Origin of the sequence: Amycolatopsis australiensis (assembly GCF_900119165.1) — a bacterium.
Taxonomy (GTDB): Bacteria; Actinomycetota; Actinomycetes; order Mycobacteriales; family Pseudonocardiaceae; genus Amycolatopsis; species Amycolatopsis australiensis.
The window spans coordinates 8,524,905-8,541,923 of the sequence record NZ_FPJG01000006.1 but is presented as its reverse complement, the minus strand read 5'-3'; the positions used below and the strand labels follow the sequence as shown (position 1 = coordinate 8,541,923).

19 protein-coding genes are annotated in these 17,019 nt (G+C 71.6%); 11 read left to right on the top strand and 8 right to left on the bottom strand.

Annotated elements, in window-relative coordinates:
• Positions 1–39 precede the first annotated feature (39 nt).
• The 4 genes from paaB to paaE are packed head-to-tail and all read left to right on the top strand — an operon-like array spanning position 40 to position 2,714.
• Entirely contained in the window at positions 40–324 is a 285-nt protein-coding gene (gene paaB, locus BT341_RS40765; protein WP_072482451.1) for a 1,2-phenylacetyl-CoA epoxidase subunit PaaB, read from the top strand.
• Positions 321–1,178, top strand: a complete 858-nt coding sequence (gene paaC, locus BT341_RS40760; protein WP_072481299.1) for a 1,2-phenylacetyl-CoA epoxidase subunit PaaC — start codon at positions 321–323, stop codon at positions 1,176–1,178. The genes paaB and paaC overlap by 4 nt, the downstream gene beginning before the upstream one ends.
• The gene (paaD, locus tag BT341_RS40755; RefSeq protein ID WP_072481298.1) at positions 1,172–1,660 is read left to right on the top strand and encodes a 1,2-phenylacetyl-CoA epoxidase subunit PaaD; all 489 of its coding nucleotides are present in this window, start codon (positions 1,172–1,174) and stop codon (positions 1,658–1,660) included. The genes paaC and paaD overlap by 7 nt, the downstream gene beginning before the upstream one ends.
• A 1-nt stretch (position 1,661) precedes the next feature.
• On the top strand, positions 1,662–2,714 hold the full coding sequence (gene paaE / locus BT341_RS40750; protein WP_072481297.1) for a 1,2-phenylacetyl-CoA epoxidase subunit PaaE: 1,053 nt from the start codon (positions 1,662–1,664) through the stop codon (positions 2,712–2,714).
• A 9-nt stretch (positions 2,715–2,723) separates the two neighbouring features.
• Here the strand turns inward: paaE and BT341_RS40745 are convergent, their stop codons facing one another.
• The 4 genes from BT341_RS40745 to ccrA all read right to left on the bottom strand — a co-directional run bounded on the left by BT341_RS40745 (position 2,724) and on the right by ccrA (position 7,111).
• A complete protein-coding gene (locus BT341_RS40745; RefSeq protein ID WP_072481296.1) occupies positions 2,724–3,869 on the bottom strand; it encodes an adenylate/guanylate cyclase domain-containing protein in 1,146 nt (381 codons plus the stop codon).
• Between the two features lie 4 nt (positions 3,870–3,873).
• Positions 3,874–4,326, bottom strand: a complete 453-nt coding sequence (locus tag BT341_RS40740) for a universal stress protein (RefSeq protein ID WP_072481295.1) — start codon at positions 4,324–4,326, stop codon at positions 3,874–3,876.
• A 92-nt stretch (positions 4,327–4,418) separates the two neighbouring features.
• Positions 4,419–5,615, bottom strand: coding sequence for a coiled-coil domain-containing protein (locus BT341_RS40735; RefSeq protein ID WP_072481294.1), 1,197 nt, complete (start codon positions 5,613–5,615; stop codon positions 4,419–4,421).
• A gap of 155 nt (positions 5,616–5,770) precedes the next feature.
• Positions 5,771–7,111 carry a crotonyl-CoA carboxylase/reductase gene (gene ccrA / locus BT341_RS40730; RefSeq protein WP_072481293.1) on the bottom strand — a complete coding sequence of 447 codons (1,341 nt, stop codon included), beginning with the start codon at positions 7,109–7,111 and terminating at the stop codon, positions 5,771–5,773.
• A 204-nt stretch (positions 7,112–7,315) separates the two neighbouring features.
• Between ccrA and BT341_RS40725 the strand changes: the two genes are divergently transcribed.
• On the top strand, positions 7,316–7,684 hold the full coding sequence (locus BT341_RS40725; RefSeq protein ID WP_072481292.1) for an SPW repeat domain-containing protein: 369 nt from the start codon (positions 7,316–7,318) through the stop codon (positions 7,682–7,684).
• 19 nt (positions 7,685–7,703) lie between these two features.
• Positions 7,704–8,276, top strand: coding sequence for a TetR/AcrR family transcriptional regulator (locus BT341_RS40720; RefSeq protein ID WP_072481291.1), 573 nt, complete (start codon positions 7,704–7,706; stop codon positions 8,274–8,276).
• Positions 8,277–8,510: 234 nt separating this feature from the next.
• Here the strand turns inward: BT341_RS40720 and mce are convergent, their stop codons facing one another.
• The gene (mce, locus tag BT341_RS40715; protein ID WP_072481290.1) at positions 8,511–8,966 is read right to left on the bottom strand and encodes a methylmalonyl-CoA epimerase; all 456 of its coding nucleotides are present in this window, start codon (positions 8,964–8,966) and stop codon (positions 8,511–8,513) included.
• A 137-nt stretch (positions 8,967–9,103) separates the two neighbouring features.
• Here mce and BT341_RS40710 point away from each other — a divergent pair, with 137 nt between their 5' ends.
• The 3 genes from BT341_RS40710 (at position 9,104) to BT341_RS40700 (ending at position 12,246) form a co-directional block, all read left to right on the top strand.
• Positions 9,104–10,291, top strand: a complete 1,188-nt coding sequence (locus tag BT341_RS40710) for an acetyl-CoA C-acetyltransferase (RefSeq protein ID WP_072482450.1) — start codon at positions 9,104–9,106, stop codon at positions 10,289–10,291.
• Positions 10,292–11,257 carry a methylmalonyl Co-A mutase-associated GTPase MeaB gene (meaB, locus tag BT341_RS40705; protein ID WP_072481289.1) on the top strand — a complete coding sequence of 322 codons (966 nt, stop codon included), beginning with the start codon at positions 10,292–10,294 and terminating at the stop codon, positions 11,255–11,257. It abuts the gene before it with no gap.
• A gap of 263 nt (positions 11,258–11,520) precedes the next feature.
• Positions 11,521–12,246 carry a peptidylprolyl isomerase gene (locus BT341_RS40700; RefSeq protein WP_072481288.1) on the top strand — a complete coding sequence of 242 codons (726 nt, stop codon included), beginning with the start codon at positions 11,521–11,523 and terminating at the stop codon, positions 12,244–12,246.
• Positions 12,247–12,261: 15 nt separating this feature from the next.
• Here the strand turns inward: BT341_RS40700 and pdxR are convergent, their stop codons facing one another.
• The gene (pdxR, locus tag BT341_RS40695) at positions 12,262–13,644 is read right to left on the bottom strand and encodes a MocR-like pyridoxine biosynthesis transcription factor PdxR (RefSeq protein ID WP_072481287.1); all 1,383 of its coding nucleotides are present in this window, start codon (positions 13,642–13,644) and stop codon (positions 12,262–12,264) included.
• A gap of 45 nt (positions 13,645–13,689) precedes the next feature.
• On the opposite strand from pdxR, the gene BT341_RS40690 reads away from it, so the two are divergent.
• A complete protein-coding gene (locus BT341_RS40690; protein WP_072481286.1) occupies positions 13,690–14,151 on the top strand; it encodes a carboxymuconolactone decarboxylase family protein in 462 nt (153 codons plus the stop codon).
• Positions 14,148–14,885, top strand: coding sequence for an isocitrate lyase/PEP mutase family protein (locus BT341_RS40685; RefSeq protein WP_072481285.1), 738 nt, complete (start codon positions 14,148–14,150; stop codon positions 14,883–14,885). Before BT341_RS40690 ends, BT341_RS40685 begins: the two co-directional genes overlap by 4 nt.
• A gap of 110 nt (positions 14,886–14,995) precedes the next feature.
• Here BT341_RS40685 and BT341_RS40680 read toward each other — a convergent pair whose 3' ends face one another.
• The gene (locus BT341_RS40680) at positions 14,996–16,603 is read right to left on the bottom strand and encodes a solute symporter family protein (protein WP_072481284.1); all 1,608 of its coding nucleotides are present in this window, start codon (positions 16,601–16,603) and stop codon (positions 14,996–14,998) included.
• Positions 16,600–16,947, bottom strand: a complete 348-nt coding sequence (locus tag BT341_RS40675; RefSeq protein ID WP_072481283.1) for a DUF485 domain-containing protein — start codon at positions 16,945–16,947, stop codon at positions 16,600–16,602. The genes BT341_RS40680 and BT341_RS40675 overlap by 4 nt, the downstream gene beginning before the upstream one ends.
• Positions 16,948–17,019: the final 72 nt, after the last annotated feature.

Sequence of the window (17,019 nt, the reverse complement as noted above, 5' to 3'; positions counted from 1 at the left end):
GCCGTCCCGCTGGAGGGCGTCCCCGCCGCCCCCGGGCCGATCAAGCACGACTGGCCGCTGTACGAGGTGTTCGTCCGCGGCAAGCGCGGGCTGAACCACGTGCACGTTGGTTCGCTGCACGCGGCCGACGACGAGATGGCGCTGCACCACGCGCGTGACCTCTACACCCGCCGCAACGAAGGCGTGTCGATCTGGGTCGTGCGCGCTTCGGCGATCACGGCGTCCTCGCCGGACGAGAAGGACCCGTTCTTCGCGCCGAGCGGGGACAAGGTGTACCGGCACCCGACGTTCTACGACATTCCCGAGGATGTGCCGCACATATGAGTTTCGACAACGTGTACGAGGCCATCACCGAGGAGAACGACGCCCGCTGGGCGTTCGGCACCGGCTTCGAAGACCCGCTGTCCGGTGTGGACACCTCCGTTCCGTCCGGTGTGGACGGTGCGGCGCTGTCCGCCTACTGCCTGATGCTCGGCGACGACGCGCTGATCTTCTCCCACCGGCTCCAGCAGTGGTGCACCAACGCGCCCGAGCTGGAGGACGAGGTCGCGATCGCCAACATCGCGCTGGACCTGCTCGGGCAGGCCCGGCTGCTGCTGGCCCGGGCGGGCAAGGCCGACGGCTCGGCCCGCACGGAGGACTCGTTCGCGTTCTTCCGGGCCGAGCACGAGTTCCGCAACGTCCGGCTCGCGGAGCTGGGCGGCGGGCACTTCGGGCACCTGATCGCGCGGCTGTTCGTGTTCTCGACGTGGCGGCTGGCACTGCTGCAGCGGCTGGTCTCGTCGGTGGACCCGGTGCTGGCGGCGATCGCGGACAAGGGCGTCAAGGAGCTGACCTACCACCGCGACTACGCCGCGCAGTGGCTGGTCCGCCTCGGCGACGGGACGGCGTTGTCGCACGAGCGGATGCAGGAAGGGCTCGACGCGGTCTGGCCGTACGTCGGGGAGCTGTTCCGGACGCACCCGGTGGAGTTCGTCGACGCGGCTTCGCTGCGGCCCGAGTTCGACGCGGTGCTGGACCAGGCGCTGTCCGCGGCGACACTGGCCCGGCCGGTTTCGGGCGAGATCGCCGGGGTGTCGGGCCGGACGGGCCGCGACGGCGTCCACACCGAGCAGATGGGGTACGTGCTGGCGGAGCTGCAGAGCGTCGCCCGGGCGATGCCGGACGCGAAATGGTGACCGCGGCGGCCGTCGCGGCCACGGTCGCCGACCCCGAGCTGCCGATGCTGACGCTGGCGGACCTGGGCGTGCTGCGCTCGGTGGCCGAGTCCGGCGGCCGCGTGGTCGTCTCGATCACGCCGACGTACACGGGCTGCCCGGCAATGGACACCATGCGCGACGACCTCGAACACGCCCTTCGTTCGGCGGGTTTCGCCGACGTCGAGATCCGCACGCAGTTGTCGCCGGCGTGGACGTCGGACTGGATTTCGGCCGAGGGCCGGTCGAAGCTGGCCGCGGCCGGGATCGCCCCGCCGGGTGCGGCGCCCCGGCGGTCCGGGCCGATCCCGCTGACGCTGTCGCCGCCGGTTCCGGCCGTGCGCTGCCCGCAGTGCGGATCGGCGGACACGGAGGAGCAGTCCCGCTTCGGCGCGACGGCGTGCAAGGCGCTGTGGCGCTGCCGGTCGTGTGCCGAGCCGTTCGAGCACGTCAAGGAGATCTAGCGTGGCGCGGTTTCACGAGCTGAAGGTGGCGGGCGTCGAGCGGCTGTGCGAGGACGCGGTCGCGGTGACGTTCGACGTGCCGGCGGAGCTTTCGGCGGAGTTCGATTTCAAGCCGGGCCAGTCCCTGACACTGCGGCGGTCGATCGACGGGCGTGACGAGCGCCGGTCGTATTCGATCTGCGCGCCGGCGGGCGCCCCGCCGCGGGTCGGCGTCCGGCTGGTGCCGGACGGGCTGTTCTCGTCGTGGCTGGTGCACCAGGTGCGGCCGGGCGACACGGTCGAGGTGGCGCCGCCGTCGGGCTCGTTCACCCCGGACCTCTCGGCGGGCGGCCACCACGTGCTGATCGCGGCGGGTTCGGGCATCACCCCGGTGCTGTCGATCGTGTCGTCGCTGCTGCGGTTTTCGACGTCGACGGTGACGGTGCTGTACGGCAACCGCCGCACGGACACGGTGATGTTCGCGGACGAGCTGGCGGACCTGAAGGACTCGGCGCCGGACCGGCTGGAGCTGATCCACGTGCTGTCGCGCGAGCCACGCGAAGCGGAGCTGTTCACCGGCCGCCTGGACGTCCCGAAGCTGCGGGCGCTCTTCTCGTCGCTGGTTCCGGTGCCGTCGGTGGACCACTGGTGGCTGTGCGGCCCGTTCGAAATGGTCTCGGGAGCCCGTGACCTGTTGCTGTCGCTGGGCGTACCGGAGTCGCGGGTGCACCAGGAGCTGTTCTACGTGGACACCCCGCCGGCCCCGGTGACGCACGAGGACCCGGCGGTGGCGGGGGAGTCGTCGGAGGTGACGCTGGTCCTGGACGGCCGTTCGACGCCGATGACGCTGCCCCGGTCGTCGTCGGTGCTGGACGGAGCCCAGAAGTTCCGCCCGGACCTGCCGTTCGCCTGCAAGGGCGGCGTGTGCGGGACCTGCCGGGGCAAGGTGACGGAGGGCAAGGTCGACCTGCGGCGCAACTTCGCACTGGAGCAGGCCGAGGTGGCCGCGGGATTCGTGCTCACCTGCCAGTCGTACCCGGTCTCGGAGACGCTGACGGTCGATTTCGACGCTTGAGCCCGCCGGTCAGAGGATGCGGCGCCGCCGGCGGCGGGACTTCCGCTCCGGCGCCTCTGTCACATCGTCTTCCACCGGGGTGGCGGGTTCTTCCGGCGCGGCCACCCGGGCGGAGCCGTCCGCGAGGCCCAGCATCTCGGCCGCCAGCTGCTGCGAGCTGGCGAACATGCCCGACGGCTCCTCCCGGGCCCGGCGGAGCGCCGCCGGGCGCAGGCGGTTGTAGCCCCGCACCGTCACCGGGCGGCGGGAGCGCAGCTCGTACGCCTTCTCCTCAGCCAGCTCGGCCGCCAGCTCGCGGTCCACCAGGATCGTCCCCGGGCGGGCCACCGACGTCAGACGGGCCGCCAGGTTGACCACCGAGCCGTACACGTCGCCGAAGCGCGACAGGATGCGGCCCGACGCCATTCCCGCCCGCACCGCCGGCAGGCTTTCGTCCGCCGACGTGCGTTCCGCCAGCACCAGGGCGATCTCCGCCGCGTCCACCGGCGAGTCCGCGACGAACAGGACCTCGTCGCCGATCATCTTCACCACCCGGCCGTGGTGCTCGGCGATCACCTCCGTCGCCAGCGTCTCGAACGCGTCCAGCACCCGGCTCAGCTCGTCTTCGCCGATCTGGCGCGTCAGCCGCGTGTAGCCCACCATGTCGACGAACCCGACAACTTCCGTGCGGGACTCCAGGTGCTCGTCCGGGGCCGCGAACGCCCGGCCCGCATACGCCGCCAGGTGCCGGCGCCAGACGAAGTTCTGCACCCGCTCCAGCTCCGGCAGCAGCCGGTCGACCAGGCGCGTCACCTGACGCTCGCTGCGGCCCAGCTCCGGCTGCTCCCGGATCAGCTCCCACAGCATGTCGACCTGCCACTCGGCCAGCCGCGACAGGTGCTGGCCGAGCGCGCGCGTCACCGAGACCTCGATGCTCGGGTCGATCAGCCCCGACTGGACCAGCTGGTCCGCCGTCCGCATCGCCTCGACGTCCGCGTCGGTGAAGACGACCTCGTCGTCACGGACGGTCGCGAAGCCCAGCGCGCGCCAGAGCCGGCGTGACCGCTCGTCGGGCACGCCGGCCTGCTCCGCCACCTCGAGCCGGGTGTACTTCCGCCTGCCGCCGAGCAGGACGCGTTCGAGCCGCTGCTGGAGCTCCTCGCTCGGTTCGGTCACGGGCTCAGGTCGTGTGGACGATCAGCACGTCCACGCCGGACTTGCGCGCCACCTCCGACGGCACCGAGCCCAGGATCCGCCCGGCGATCGTGTTCAGCCCGCGGTTGCCGACCACCAGCAGGTCGGCCTCGCGCTCGTGGACGACCTTGCGCAGCGAGTCGACCGGGTCGCCCTTCACCGCGACCGTGTCGATCTTCTCCGCGCCCGCGCGCGCCGCCCGGTCCCGCGCCGACTGCAGGGTGTCCTCGGCCGGTGCCGAGCCGACGACCTGGTACGCCTCCTCGCCGAGGACGTCCTGGGCCTTGTCGACCTCGGACTTGCTGGCCGGGTAGTACGCACACGCGATGACGAGCGTGGCGCCCGCGTCGCCGGCGACCGCCGCCGCGCGGTCCACCGCGGCGAACGAGGACTCCGAGCCGTCCGTGCCCACCACCACGGTCCGATATGCCGCACCCATGCGCAAACCTCCAGGTGATCCCGCGTGAGCAGGGACGATAGCCGGTCGGTACCGACCGTGCCGGCTCGTCCGCGCCCGTGTCGGGTGGAAGGTTACTCGCCAGTCGCTTTCTGCGCTCCGCTCGGCTTCGGAGCCGGCTTCGGCGCGGGCTTCGGAGCCGGTTTGGCGGCCGGTTTCGGCTTCGGCACGTCGGCGGCGCGGATCCGGACCGTCTCCTCGACGTCCGGGACCTTGACCGTCTTTTCGGTATCGTCCGCGGACACTATGTCCGGCTTGCCGGTTTTGTCCGTGGCGAGGTCGGCCTTGACCTCGGCGGGCACCTTGATCTCGTCGCCGAGCACGGTGTGCGCCTCGGCCAGCGCCGCGCGCGCCGCGCGGACCTGCTCCGCGAGGCCGCCGCGCACCTTGCGCAGCGCGTCGACACGCTCGTTGGCCTGCATGATCCGCCGGTTCGACTCCTCGGTCGCCGCCGTGACGCGGCGGCGCGCCTCGTCGGCGGCCTCCGCGAGCCGGGCGTTGGCCTCGGTGATCGAGTCCTGACGGCGCTTGTTCGCCTCCGCGACCGACTCGCGCTGACGGCGTTCGATGTCGGCCTTCGCGGCCTTCTCCTCTTCGAGGACCTTCGCCCGGATGTCGGCGGCGTCCTGAGTGGCCTCCTGGACGCGGCGCGCGGCCTCGGCCTTGCTCGCCGCCTCCTGCTCGGCCAGCACCCGCATCGCCTCGGTGCGGCGTGCGGCCATGGCGATCTCGAAGTCCTCTTCGACCTTGGTGCGCCGTTCCAGGGACTCGGTGTCGAGCCGCTTGCGCTCCGCCTCGGCCTTGTCGGTGATCTCCTTGGCCTGCGCGCGGGCGTCTTCGAGGACCTTCCGGTGCTCGGCCTCCATCTCCTTGCGCCGCAGGTCGAGCTCGGTGAGCAGCTGCTCGTAGCGGGCCCGCATGGCGCTCGCGTCCGTCTCGGCCTTGGCGCGGATGTGCCCGGCCTCGGCTTCGGCGCGGGCGCGCGTGTCGGCGGCCTCGTCCTGGGCCAGGCGCAGCATCCGCTGCAGCCGTTCGGACAGGCCTTCGACGCTCGTCGGCGGCTGGGCGAGCCGGTCGACCTGCCCGCGCAGGTCCGCGATCTCCCCGCGGGCGATCTCCAGCTGCCGGGCCAGGTCGCCGGCCTGCGCGATGGCCGCGTCCCGGTCGGCGGTGAGCATCTTCAGGTCGGCGTCCAGCCGTTCGAGGTGCTCGTCGACCTGTGCTCGGCTGTACCCCCGCTTCGCCACGTCGAAGCCGGCTCCCAGCGGCACAAGCTCCCGTTCATCGCCAAGGCTCATGGCCCTACCGTAGTCGCAGCCGGGTCACGGAAGGGTGAGCACCCGTGTGGTGCGCCGAACGTGCCGTCTGCTGCGGCGGGGGACTTGCCGGTGGCGCCGGGGAAACAGGCCCCCGGCGCCCACCCGGATCAGGCACCGCGGAAGGCGTTGATCCCTTCGATGTGCTTCGCGCGCTTCTCCTCGTCGCGGACGCCGAGGCCCTCTTCGGGAGCGAGCGCGAGCACGCCGACCTTGCCCTGGTGGGCGTTGCGGTGGACGTCCAGCGCGGCCTGCCCGGTCTCTTCCAGCGGGTAGGTCTTCGACAGCGTCGGGTGGATCAGGCCCTTCGCGATCAGCCGGTTCGCCTCCCAGGACTCGCGGTAGTTCGCGAAGTGGGAGCCGATGATCCGCTTCAGGTTCATCCAGAGGTAGCGGTTGTCGTACTGGTGCAGGTAGCCCGACGTCGACGCGCACGTGACGATCGTGCCGCCCTTGCGCGCGGCGTAGACGGACGCGCCGAACGTCTCGCGGCCGGGGTGCTCGAAGACGATGTCCGGGTCCTCGCCGCCGGTCAGCTCGCGGATCTTCGCGCCGAAGCGCTGCCACTCCTTCGGGTCCTGCTCGGTCTCGTTCTTCCAGAACTTGTAGCCCTCGGCGCTGCGGTCGATGATCAGCTCGGCGCCGAGCTTGCGGCAGATCGCCGCCTTCTCCGGGCTGGAGACGACGCACACCGGGATCGCGCCGCCGTTCAGCGCGTACTGCGTCGCGTAGGAGCCGAGGCCGCCGGAAGCGCCCCAGATCAGGACGACGTCACCCTGCTTCATGTCGGCGCCGTTGCGCGAGACGAGCTGGCGGTAGGCGGTGGAGTTGACCAGCCCGGGGGAGGCGGCCTCCTCCCAGGTCAGGTGGTCCGGCTTCGGCATCAGCTGGTTGGCCTTGACCAGGGCGATCTCGGCGAGGCCGCCGAAGTTCGTCTCGAAGCCCCAGATCCGCTGCTCGGTGTCGAGCATCGTGTCGTTGTGCCCGTCCGGGCCCTCGAGTTCGACGTTCAGGCAGTGCGCGACCACCTCGTCGCCCGGCTTCCAGTTGTGCACGCCGACGCCGGTGCGCAGCACGACGCCGGACAGGTCGGACCCGACGACGTGGTAGGGCAGGTCGTGCCGCTTGGCCAGCGGCGAGAGCTTCCCGTACTTCTTGAGGAACTTGAACGTGGGGATCGGCTCGAAGATCGACGTCCACACGGTGTTGTAGTTGATCGCGCTCGCCATCACCGCGACCAGCGCCTCGCCGGGGCCCAGTTCGGGGACGGGCACGTCGTCGACGTGCAGCGACTTGCGCGGGTCCTTGTCCCGGCTCTCGAGGCCCTCGAACATGTCGACCTCGTCCGCGTGCACGGTCACCCCGCGGTAGCTCTCGGGCACGGGCAACGAGCCGACCGCGGCGGAGTCGCCGTTCAGGATGGCCTGCTGGATCTCGCCGAGCTGCGTCATCGGTTCCTCCGCGGAGTGGGGGTCAACGGCGTTGGCGGCAGAAATTACTCGCCAGTAACTCGCGGACACAACTGTACGAGACGGAGGGCACGATTACACGCCCAACTGTGACCGACGAATCTTGACCGGCTGGCCAGTCAAGCGGATGATCGGCAGTGGGAACACCCACCCGACCAGTAGTTTCACCGACGGAGGTGAGCACGAATGAGTGAAGTCTCTACGCGCGCCTGGACCCGGCCGCACGACTGGGCCGAGGTCGTCATCGGGGTGGTCGCCGCTCTTTCACCCCTTTGGCTGAGCACGGACACGACCGCGATGTGGACGATGGTCGTCCTGGGCGTCTTGATCGCACTCGACGGCCTGGTCTCGCTGGCGATGCCGGGCATGGTCTACGGCGAAGGCATCCAGATCGCGCTCGGCGTGCTGCTGTTCATCGCGCCGTGGGTGATGGGGTACACCGAGTTCAACGGCGCTTCCTGGACGTCCTGGATCGCCGGGGTGCTGACGGTCATCGCGGGCGCGGCGGCGATGCCGGTCGCGAACGCCGCGCACCGCACGGCAGGCCAGCACTGACGGACCAGGAGGCACCGGAATGACCGAGGATTCGGCGAAGGAGCGCATCCTCTGCGCCGCCGAGGCGCTCTTCGCCGAGTCCGGCTTCGACGCCACCCCGACCTCCCGCATCGCCGAGCAGGCCGGGGTGCCGAAGGGGCTGGTGCACTACTACTTCCGCCACAAGGCGGACCTGCTCACGGCGCTCGTCGAGCGGCTGCCCGACGAGCGCATAGAGCCGTCCGTGGTGGTGGTCCCGGGTGACCTCGCGGGCAGCCTGCGGCGGCTGGTTCGCGAACTCGACCACCGGTTCAGCAGGTCATTGGGCCTGTCCCACCTGCTGTGGCGCGAGGCCGACACCCACCACGTGGTCCGCGACGCCTTGCACGAGCGCTTCCAGGTGCTGGTGCGCCAGGTCCGCGCGGTGATCCTGGCGGCCACCGGCGGAGTGTTGCCCCCGGCGGACGTGGAGCACGCCTCGGGCCTGCTGGCCCGGGCGGTGAGCCACCGCCACGCGACGGCCCGCCACTCGGACGACGACCTCCCCGCCGAGTTCGACGGCGAGCTGACATTCATCGCCGACGCCCTGGTCTCGAAAACGGCGCCGGCTTAGCCGAGGCGGGGCCGTGCGGCCGTGGTTGCGGCTCGGCCGTGCGGCCCTGCGTGGGCTTTGAGCCGCCCGGGGCCGGCTTGGCGCCGGTCGTTCCGGTCGGGGCGGGTTGTCCGGGAACCGGTGGGTTGCCGGCCCGGTGGCCGGGCATGTCGCCGGACGTGATGCCGTCGCGCTGCGGTCCGCCGTTGGTCGCCTGCCTTCGCGGTGCAGTCGCCGTGCGCGAACGGGCTCGCGTCAGTGGGCCGTGGTGTCCTTGGCCGGCTCGACCAGTTCCACCAGCACGCCGCCCGCGTCCTTCGGGTGGACGAAGTTGACCCTGCTGTTGGAGGTGCCGCGCTTCGCCGTCTCGTACAGCAGGCGCAGGCCCTGCTCCCGCAGTGCTGCCGCTGCTGCGTCCACATCGGACACGCGGTAGGCCAGCTGCTGCAGTCCCGGGCCGCTCTTGGCCAGGAACTTGCCGATCGCCGAGTCGTCGCGCAGCGGGGCCAGCAGCTGGATCTGGGTCTCCGTGGCCGCCGTGCCGGGGGCGCGCAGCATCGCCTCCCGCACTCCCTGCTCCTCGTTCACCTCCTCGTGCGCGACCTCCAGGCCGAAGTGCGCGCGGTGGAACTCGATGGCCGCGTCCAGGTCCGGGACCGCGATGCCGACGTGGTCGATGGCCGTCACGAACGGCCGCAGGGCGTCATTCATGGAGGCAGGATAGGGGGCCCGCGCGCCGCCGCGGCCCGGAATCGTCGCGTGCCCCGCCTCACACTGGCTCCATCAAGATGGCCGTCACCCGGGTATGGTCGGGAAAACTGCCCATGCGCCGATGCTTGGAGGACGCCGTGTCCGGTTCCGTGATCCTGGGTGCCGCCCGTACGCCGATCGGGCGCCTGCTCGGATCCCTCAAGGACTTCACGGGGGCACAGCTGGGCGGGATCGCGATCAAGGCCGCCCTCGAACGCGCCGGGGTCTCCCCGGACGCCGTGCAGTACACGATCATGGGCCAGGTGCTCACCGCCGGCGCCGGCCAGATCCCGGCCCGGCAGGCCGCCGTCGCCGCGGGCATCCCGATGAGCGTGCCCGCCCTCACGATCAACAAGGTCTGCCTTTCCGGCCTCGACGCCATCGCGCTCGCCGACCAGCTGATCCGGGCCGGCGAGTTCGACCTCGTCGTCGCCGGCGGCCAGGAGTCGATGACCCAGGCGCCGCACCTGCTGCCGAAGTCCCGCTCCGGCTTCAAGTACGGCGACACCACCCTCGTCGACCACATGGCCTACGACGGGCTCTTCTGCGCCTTCGACCAGGTCGCGATGGGCGCCTCGACGGAGAAGTACAACTCTCGCTACGGCGTCACGCGCGAACAGCAGGACGCCTTCTCGGCCCGCTCGCACCAGCGCGCCGCCGAGGCGATCAAGAACGGTTACTTCGCCGAGGAGATCGCGCCGGTCACCATCCCGCAGCGCAAGGGCGACCCGGTCGTCTTCGACACCGACGAGGGCGTCCGCGCCGACACCACCGCCGAAGGCCTCGCCAAGCTGCGCCCGGCCTTCGCCTCCGACGGCACCATCACCGCGGGCTCGGCCTCGCAGATCTCCGACGGCGCCGCCGCGGTCGTCGTGGCCAGCAAAGCCAAGGCCGAGGAGCTCGGCATCACGCCGCTCGCCGAGATCGGCGCGCACGGCGTCGTCGCCGGGCCGGACGCGAGCCTGCACGAGCAGCCCTCGAACGCCATCCTCGCCGCGCTGGCGAAGGCGAACCTCACCGCCGACGCGCTCGACCTCGTCGAGATCAACGAGGCTTTCGCCGCCGTCGGGCTCGTGTCGACCGAGAAGCTCGGCCTCGACCCGGAAAAGGTCAACGTCAACGGCGGCGCCATCGCCCTCGGCCACCCGATCGGCGCCTCCGGTGCCCGGCTCGCCGTGCACCTCGTGCACGAGCTGCGCCGCCGCGGTGGCGGGCTCGGCGCGGCCGCGCTGTGCGGTGGCGGCGGCCAGGGCGACGCCCTCCTGCTGCGGGTGCCGTCGGCGTAAGTGGCCGGCGCACCCGACCTCGACGACCTGGTCGGCCGCGCGCGGGACGGGCAGCCCCGTGCCGTCGCGCGGCTGCTGTCGCTCGTCGAAGACGCCCACCCCCGCGTCGCCGAGATCGCGCGGGCGCTGACCCCGCACACCGGACGGGCCCGGGTCGTCGGGCTCACCGGTCCGCCCGGCGTCGGCAAGTCGACTTCGACTTCGGCGCTGCTCACCGCGTTGCGCGCGGAAGGCAAACGCGTCGGGGTCCTCGCCATCGACCCGTCTTCGCCGTTTTCCGGCGGCGCGCTCCTCGGCGACCGGATCCGGATGACCGAGCACGCCACCGACCCCGGCGTGTTCATCCGCTCGATGGCCACGCGCGGGCACCTCGGCGGCCTTTCCTGGGCGACCCCGCAGGCCGTGCGCGTGCTCGACGCCGCGGGCTTCGACGTGGTACTGATCGAGACCGTGGGCGTCGGACAGTCCGAAGTGGACGTCGTGAAGCTGGCCGACACCACGGTGGTGCTGCTCGCGCCGGGCATGGGTGACGGGATCCAGGCGGCGAAGGCCGGGGTGCTCGAGATCGCCGACGTGTTCGTCGTGAACAAGGCGGACCGCGAGGGCGCCGACGCGACGGTGCACGACCTCAAGCAGATGATTTCCCTGGCGCGCCGGGAGATCCGGGGGCCCGCCTGGCGCCAGCCGATCGTGCGGACCGTCGCGGCGAAAGGTGAGGGCATCGACGAGGTCGTGCGCGCCCTCGCCGCCCATCACGACTGGCTCGCCGAACACGGCGAGCTGTCCCGGCGTCGCGTCCAGCGGGCGCGCGAAGAGATCGAGGCCATCGCGCTCCGGCGGTTGCGCGCCGAGCTGGTGGACCTGCGCGGCGGCGGACGGCTCGCCGGGGTCGCCGAACGCGTGGTGGCCCGGCAGATCGATCCGTTCGCCGCCGCGGAAGAGCTGATCGCGGATCTGCGGCGGTAGCGCGGCCCGGGCCAGCGTCGTGAACAGAAACCGTGCCACGGCAACGGATCTTCGCCGGAATTCCATGGTGCCCTCCCTCGTTGGCGGCGGGTTCGCCGCGTGCTGACCATCGTGCGCCGGGGGTCCGACAATTTCCGGGGGGCCGCCGCCGAGGTTCACCCGACCGGTTGACATGGGCGACTTTCGCCGGTTCTGGCTGTCGGTGCCGGGCCCTAGACTGCGGGGCGCTCCGGAACCGGGCGATCACTGGGAGGGCGTGCAGGATGAAGAAGACACTCGTCACCGCGCTGGCGGCCGGCGCGTTGTTCGTGGCCGGCAACGGCGTCGCCACCGCGGCCGACGCGCCGCCGCCGAAGACGACGCACGGGCCCTGCCAGTACACCGGGACGCCCGACGACCCGCCCGCGCGGCCGGTACCGCTGCCGCCCGACCCGCGGCACACGCCGAGTCACGGCCAGGTCGACGTCGCGATCCCGACCACCCAGGGCGCGCTGCCGCTGCGGCTCGACCGGGCGAAGGCGCCGTGCACCGTGCAGAGCTTCCTGCACCTGGCGCGGCACCGGTTCTACGACCACACGGTGTGCCACCGGCTCACGGCGTACCCGACGTTGAAGGTCCTGCAGTGCGGCGACCCGACCGCGACCGGCGAAGGCGGCCCGGGCTACAAGTACAAGGACGAGCTGCCGGTGGACCTGCCGCCCGCGCCGACCGACCCGACCGGGGCTCGGCGGGTGTACGCGCGCGGGTTGCTGGCGATGGCCAACGCGGGACCGGACACGAACGGCTCGCAGTTCTTCGTCGTGTACGGCGATTCCGCGCTGCGGCCGAACTACACGGTCTTCGGGACGGTCGGCGCCGAAGGGCTGAAGACGCTAGACAAGGTCGCCGCCGGTGGAATCCAGCCGACTGCCGATGATCCGGCGCCGGTCGACGGGACGCCCGTGCTGCGGACGGAACTGCTTCGCGTCCGCCCCGGTTGCTGGTTCTGACGGCCCGCGGACCGGTCAGGAGGTGATTTCCCAGAGGGCTTCCACCAACGTCTGCGTGGCTCCCGCGAACGCGTGTTTCGGCGTCGCCGCGTAGCCGACGATCAGGCCTCCCGGGCCGCCGGGCTCCATCCAGTAGCCCGACAGGCCCTCGATGCCGATCGCGCGGCGGCGGCAGGCCGCCAGCGCCGTCGCTTCCGAGGGGCCGTCCGCCGGCAGCATCAGCAGCAGGTGCAGGCCCGCCGCGATGCCTCGCGGGCGCACCGAGTCCGGCAACGCGGCCAGCAGGCGCGCACGGCGTGAGCGGTACTCGGCGCGGCTGCGGCGGACGTGCCGGTCGTACGCGCCCGAGTCGATCAGCTCCGCCAGCACCAGCTGGTTCAGCACCACCGGGCGCGAACCGCTGTCGGCCATCGCCGCGCGGACCGGCTCCACCAGCGACCGCGGCAGCACCAGCCACGCCAGGCGCAAGGCCGGCGCCAGCGTCTTGCTCGCCGTGCCCGCGTACACCACCCGCTCCGGCGCCAGCGCCTGCAACGCCCCGACCTGCTGACGGTCGAAGCGGAACTCGCCGTCGTAGTCGTCCTCCAGCACGAACGCCCCCGACTCGGTGGCCCAGCGGGTCAGTGCCGCCCGTCGCGGCGGGGCCAGCGTGACGCCGGTCGGGTACTGGTGTGCCGCCGTCACGACCACCGCCGGGCTGGCCAAGGCGGACACGTCGATCCCGTGCTCGTCGACCGGCACGCCGACCACCCGCGGGCCCTGGGCCGCCGCGATGGACCGGTACCTGCCGAACGACGGGTTCTCGAAGGCGATTTCGCCGACGCCCAGGCCGGACAACGCCCGGGACAGCACGGCGACCGCGTGCGAGTACCCGTGGCACACCACGATCCGCTCCGGGTCGGCCACCACCCCGCGGCTGCGGGCCAGGTATGCCGCGAGGGTGTCGCGCAGCTCCGGCGCGCCGAACTCCGACTCGTAGCCGAACGCCGCCGCCGGGGTCCGCAGCAGGGCGCGCCGCGTCGCGGTGATCCACGCCTGACGCGGGAAGGCCGTCAGGTCCGGGCGTCCCGGCCGCAGGTCCCAGCGCGGCGCCGGGTCGCGGGGCGCCTGCCGTGGGGCGGACTGGGGGAGTGACCCCGCGGTCGCCACCCGGGTCGGCGCGCCCTGGGCCGTGCGCAGGTAGCCCTCGGCCGCGAGGTCGGCGTACACCCGCGTGACCGTGCCGCGCGCGACACCGAGGTCGTGCGCCAGCGCGCGGGTCGAGGGCACCGCCGCGCCCGGCTGCCACCGGCCCTCGCGGATGGCGGTGCGGATCGCCGCGGCGAGACCGCGGCGGCCCGTCGACGGCTGCCAGCCGAGGTGGACGTCGAGCCCGGAACTGGACCACGAATCCGTCATGTGACTGGACCATACCCGTGGACCAGTTGGGGCTAGCGTGGTGGCATGACGAAGCGAATCGGACTCGGGCAGGCGCCCGAGCTCTACCAGGCGATGGCGAACCTGCAGGCGGAGGTCAACAAGGCCGGGGCGAACGCCGGACTCGACCCCAAGCTCCTCGAACTGGTGAAGACCCGCGCGTCCCAGATCAACGGCTGCGCGTACTGCCTCGACATGCACTCCCGCGACGCCCTGGAGCTGGGCGAGTCGCCGCGGCGGCTGTTCGTGCTCGACGGCTGGCGCGAGACGGACCTGTTCACCGAGCAGGAGCAGGCCGCCCTCGCCCTCACCGAGGCGATGACCAAGCTGTCCGCGACCCAGGCTGTCCCCGACGACGTCTACGAGCAGGCGGTGAAGGTGTTCACCGAGGACCAGTACCGCGCGGTCGCGTGGGAGATCATCGCGATCAACAGCTGGAACCGGATGACGATCACCAGCCACACGCCGCTCCCGAAGCGCGACGCGTGAGCGCGGCCGCGCTCAAGGCGCTGCACGTGCCCGGCAAGCCGCTGGTGCTGCCGAACGCGTGGGACGCCGACACGGCCAAGCTCGTCGAGGCCGCCGGGTTCCCCGCCGTGGCGACCAGCTCGGTCGCCGTGGCGGCTGCCCTCGGCTTCGCCGACGGCGAAAAGGCGCCCGCTGACGAGATGTTCGCGGCCGCCGCGCGGATCGCCAAGGCCGTCGGCGTGCCGGTGACCGTCGACGCCGAGTCAGGCTACGGCCTGTCCGGCGCGGAGCTGGCGGGACGGCTGCTCGACGCGGGTGCGGCCGGCTGCAACTTCGAGGACACCGACCACGCCACCGGCGAGGTGCGGCCGGTCGCCGAGCAGGCCGGGCGCATCGCCGCCCTGCGCGAGGCGGCGGGCGACGCCCTGGTCATCAACGCCCGGGTCGACTCGTTCCGCGAAGTCGACCCGAAAGCGGCGCTGGCCGACGGCATCTCTCGGGCGAAGGCCTATCTCGACGCGGGCGCCGACTGCGTCTACCCGATCCACCTGCGCACGCCCGGGCTGATCGCGGAGTTCGTGCAGGGTGTCGGCGGAGCGGTCAACGCGCCCGCGTGGCCGGGCAGCCCGGGCCTGGCCGGCCTCGCCGAACTGGGGGTGGCGAGGATTTCGCTGGGCGGCGGGCTGTGGCAGTACGTCCGCAAGCAGTTCGAGGCGACCGTGCGGGCCGTCGCCGAAGGAAAACTGCCGTACTGATGGCCGAAGGCCGCCGCGAGGGGATCGGGAACACCCTCGCGGCGGCCTCCGGGGTTGGTGGGGGCTGTGCCGAATCGGGGCTCCGCCACCCGGAACCCCCGAAAGACCGGTTAGTGGACGACCGCCTTCTCGGCGCCCGCGCCGGTCAGGGAGCGGACCTCCATCTCGGCGTACTTCTTCTCGTCGTGCTCCTTGGACAGGACCGTGCCGAGCCAGCCCAGGATGAACGCGACCGGGATCGAGACGATGCCCGGGTTGCTCAGCGGGAACCAGGCGAAGTCGGCGTGCTTGATCATCGACGTGCTCTTGCCGGACACCGCGGGCGAGAACACGATCAGCACGATCGTGACGGCCAGGCCGCCGTAGATCGACCACAGCGCGCCCTGGGTGTTGAACCGCTTCCAGAACAGCGAATACAGGATCGTGGGCAGGTTCGCCGACGCCGCGACCGCGAACGCCAGCGCGACCAGGAAGGCGACGTTCTGCCCGTTGGCCAGGATGCCGCCGCCGATGGCCAGCACGCCGATCACCACCGCGGTGATCCGGGCGACCCTGACCTCCGAATCCGGCGACGTCTTGCCCTTCTTCACGACGTTGGCGTAGACGTCGTGCGCGAAGGACGCGGACGCCGTGATCGTCAGGCCGGCGACCACCGCGAGGATCGTGGCGAACGCGATCGCGGAGATCAGGCCCAGCAGCACCGGGCCGCCCAGCTCCAGCGCGAGCAGCGGCGCGGCCGAGTTGACCCCGCCCGGCGCCTTCTTGATGGCGTCGGGCCCGACCAGCGCACCGGCGCCGTAGCCCAGCACCAGCGTGAACAGGTAGAACACGCCGATCAGCACGATCGCCCAAACCACCGAGCGCCGCGCGTCCTTCGCCGTCGGCACCGTGTAGAAGCGCATCAGGACGTGCGGCAGGCCGGCGGTGCCCAGGACCAGCGCGATGCCCAGCGACAGGAAGTCCAGTTTGGACGTTCCGTTGGTGCCGTACTGCTTGCCCGGCCCGAGCAGCGTCTGACCGGCCTTGCCCGCCTTGTCGACGGCGGCCTGCAGCAGGTTCGAGAAGTTGAAGCCGTACTTGCCGAGGACCCACAGGGTGATCGCGAGCGCGCCGATGATCAGCAGCGCGGCCTTGATGATCTGCACCCAGGTGGTGCCCTTCATGCCGCCGATCAGCACGTAGGCGATCATGATCACGCCGACCACGGCGATGACCAGCGCCTGCGCCCCGGTGCCTTCGACGCCGAGCAGCAGCGCGACGAGGCCGCCGGCGCCGGCCATCTGCGCCAGCAGGTAGAAGAACGACACGATCAGCGTCGACGTCGCCGCCGCCGCCCGCACCGGACGCTGCTTCATCCGGAACGCCAGCACGTCGCCCATCGTGAACTTGCCGGTGTTGCGCAGCAGCTCGGCGACCAGCAGCAATGCCACGAGCCACGCGACGAGGAAGCCGATGGAGTAGAGGAAGCCGTCGTAGCCGTTGATGGCGATCGCGCCCGCGATACCCAGGAACGACGCCGCGGAAAGGTAGTCACCCGAGATCGCGATGCCGTTCTGCGGGCCGGTGAACGCGCGGCCGGCGGCGTAGTAGTCCGACGCGGTCTTCGTGTTGCGGCTGGCCCGGAACACGATCACCAGCGTGATGACCACGAAGAGGGCGAAGATGATGATGTTGAGGAGCGGGTTGCTGCCCTCCACCCCCGCGGCGAGGATCTTCATGCCTGCTCTCCCTCGATGTCGTCACGGATCTTCTCGGCGACCGGGTCCAGCTTCCGGTTGGCGTACCGGACGTACAGGCCGGTGATGACGAACGTCGAGACGAACTGCAGCAGGCCGAAGACCAGGCCGACGTTGATGTTGCCGAACAGCTTGGTGCTCATGAAGCCGTGCGCGTAGTCGGCGAGCAGCACGTACAGCAGGTACCAGAGCAGGAACAACGCCGTCATCGGGAAGACGAACCGGCGCAGGCGGCTGCGCAGCTCGCGGAACTCGGTGCTGTCGTGCGCTCGTTCCCAGATGGTTTCTGAGGTGTCCGGGGGCCCGCCGGTGTCGGTCGTGCTCATCGCTTGCTCCCTCGCGGCGCTGCGGAAAGTGACGTGCGACACCGTAGGGACGTGTGAGTCTCGCGTGAAGAT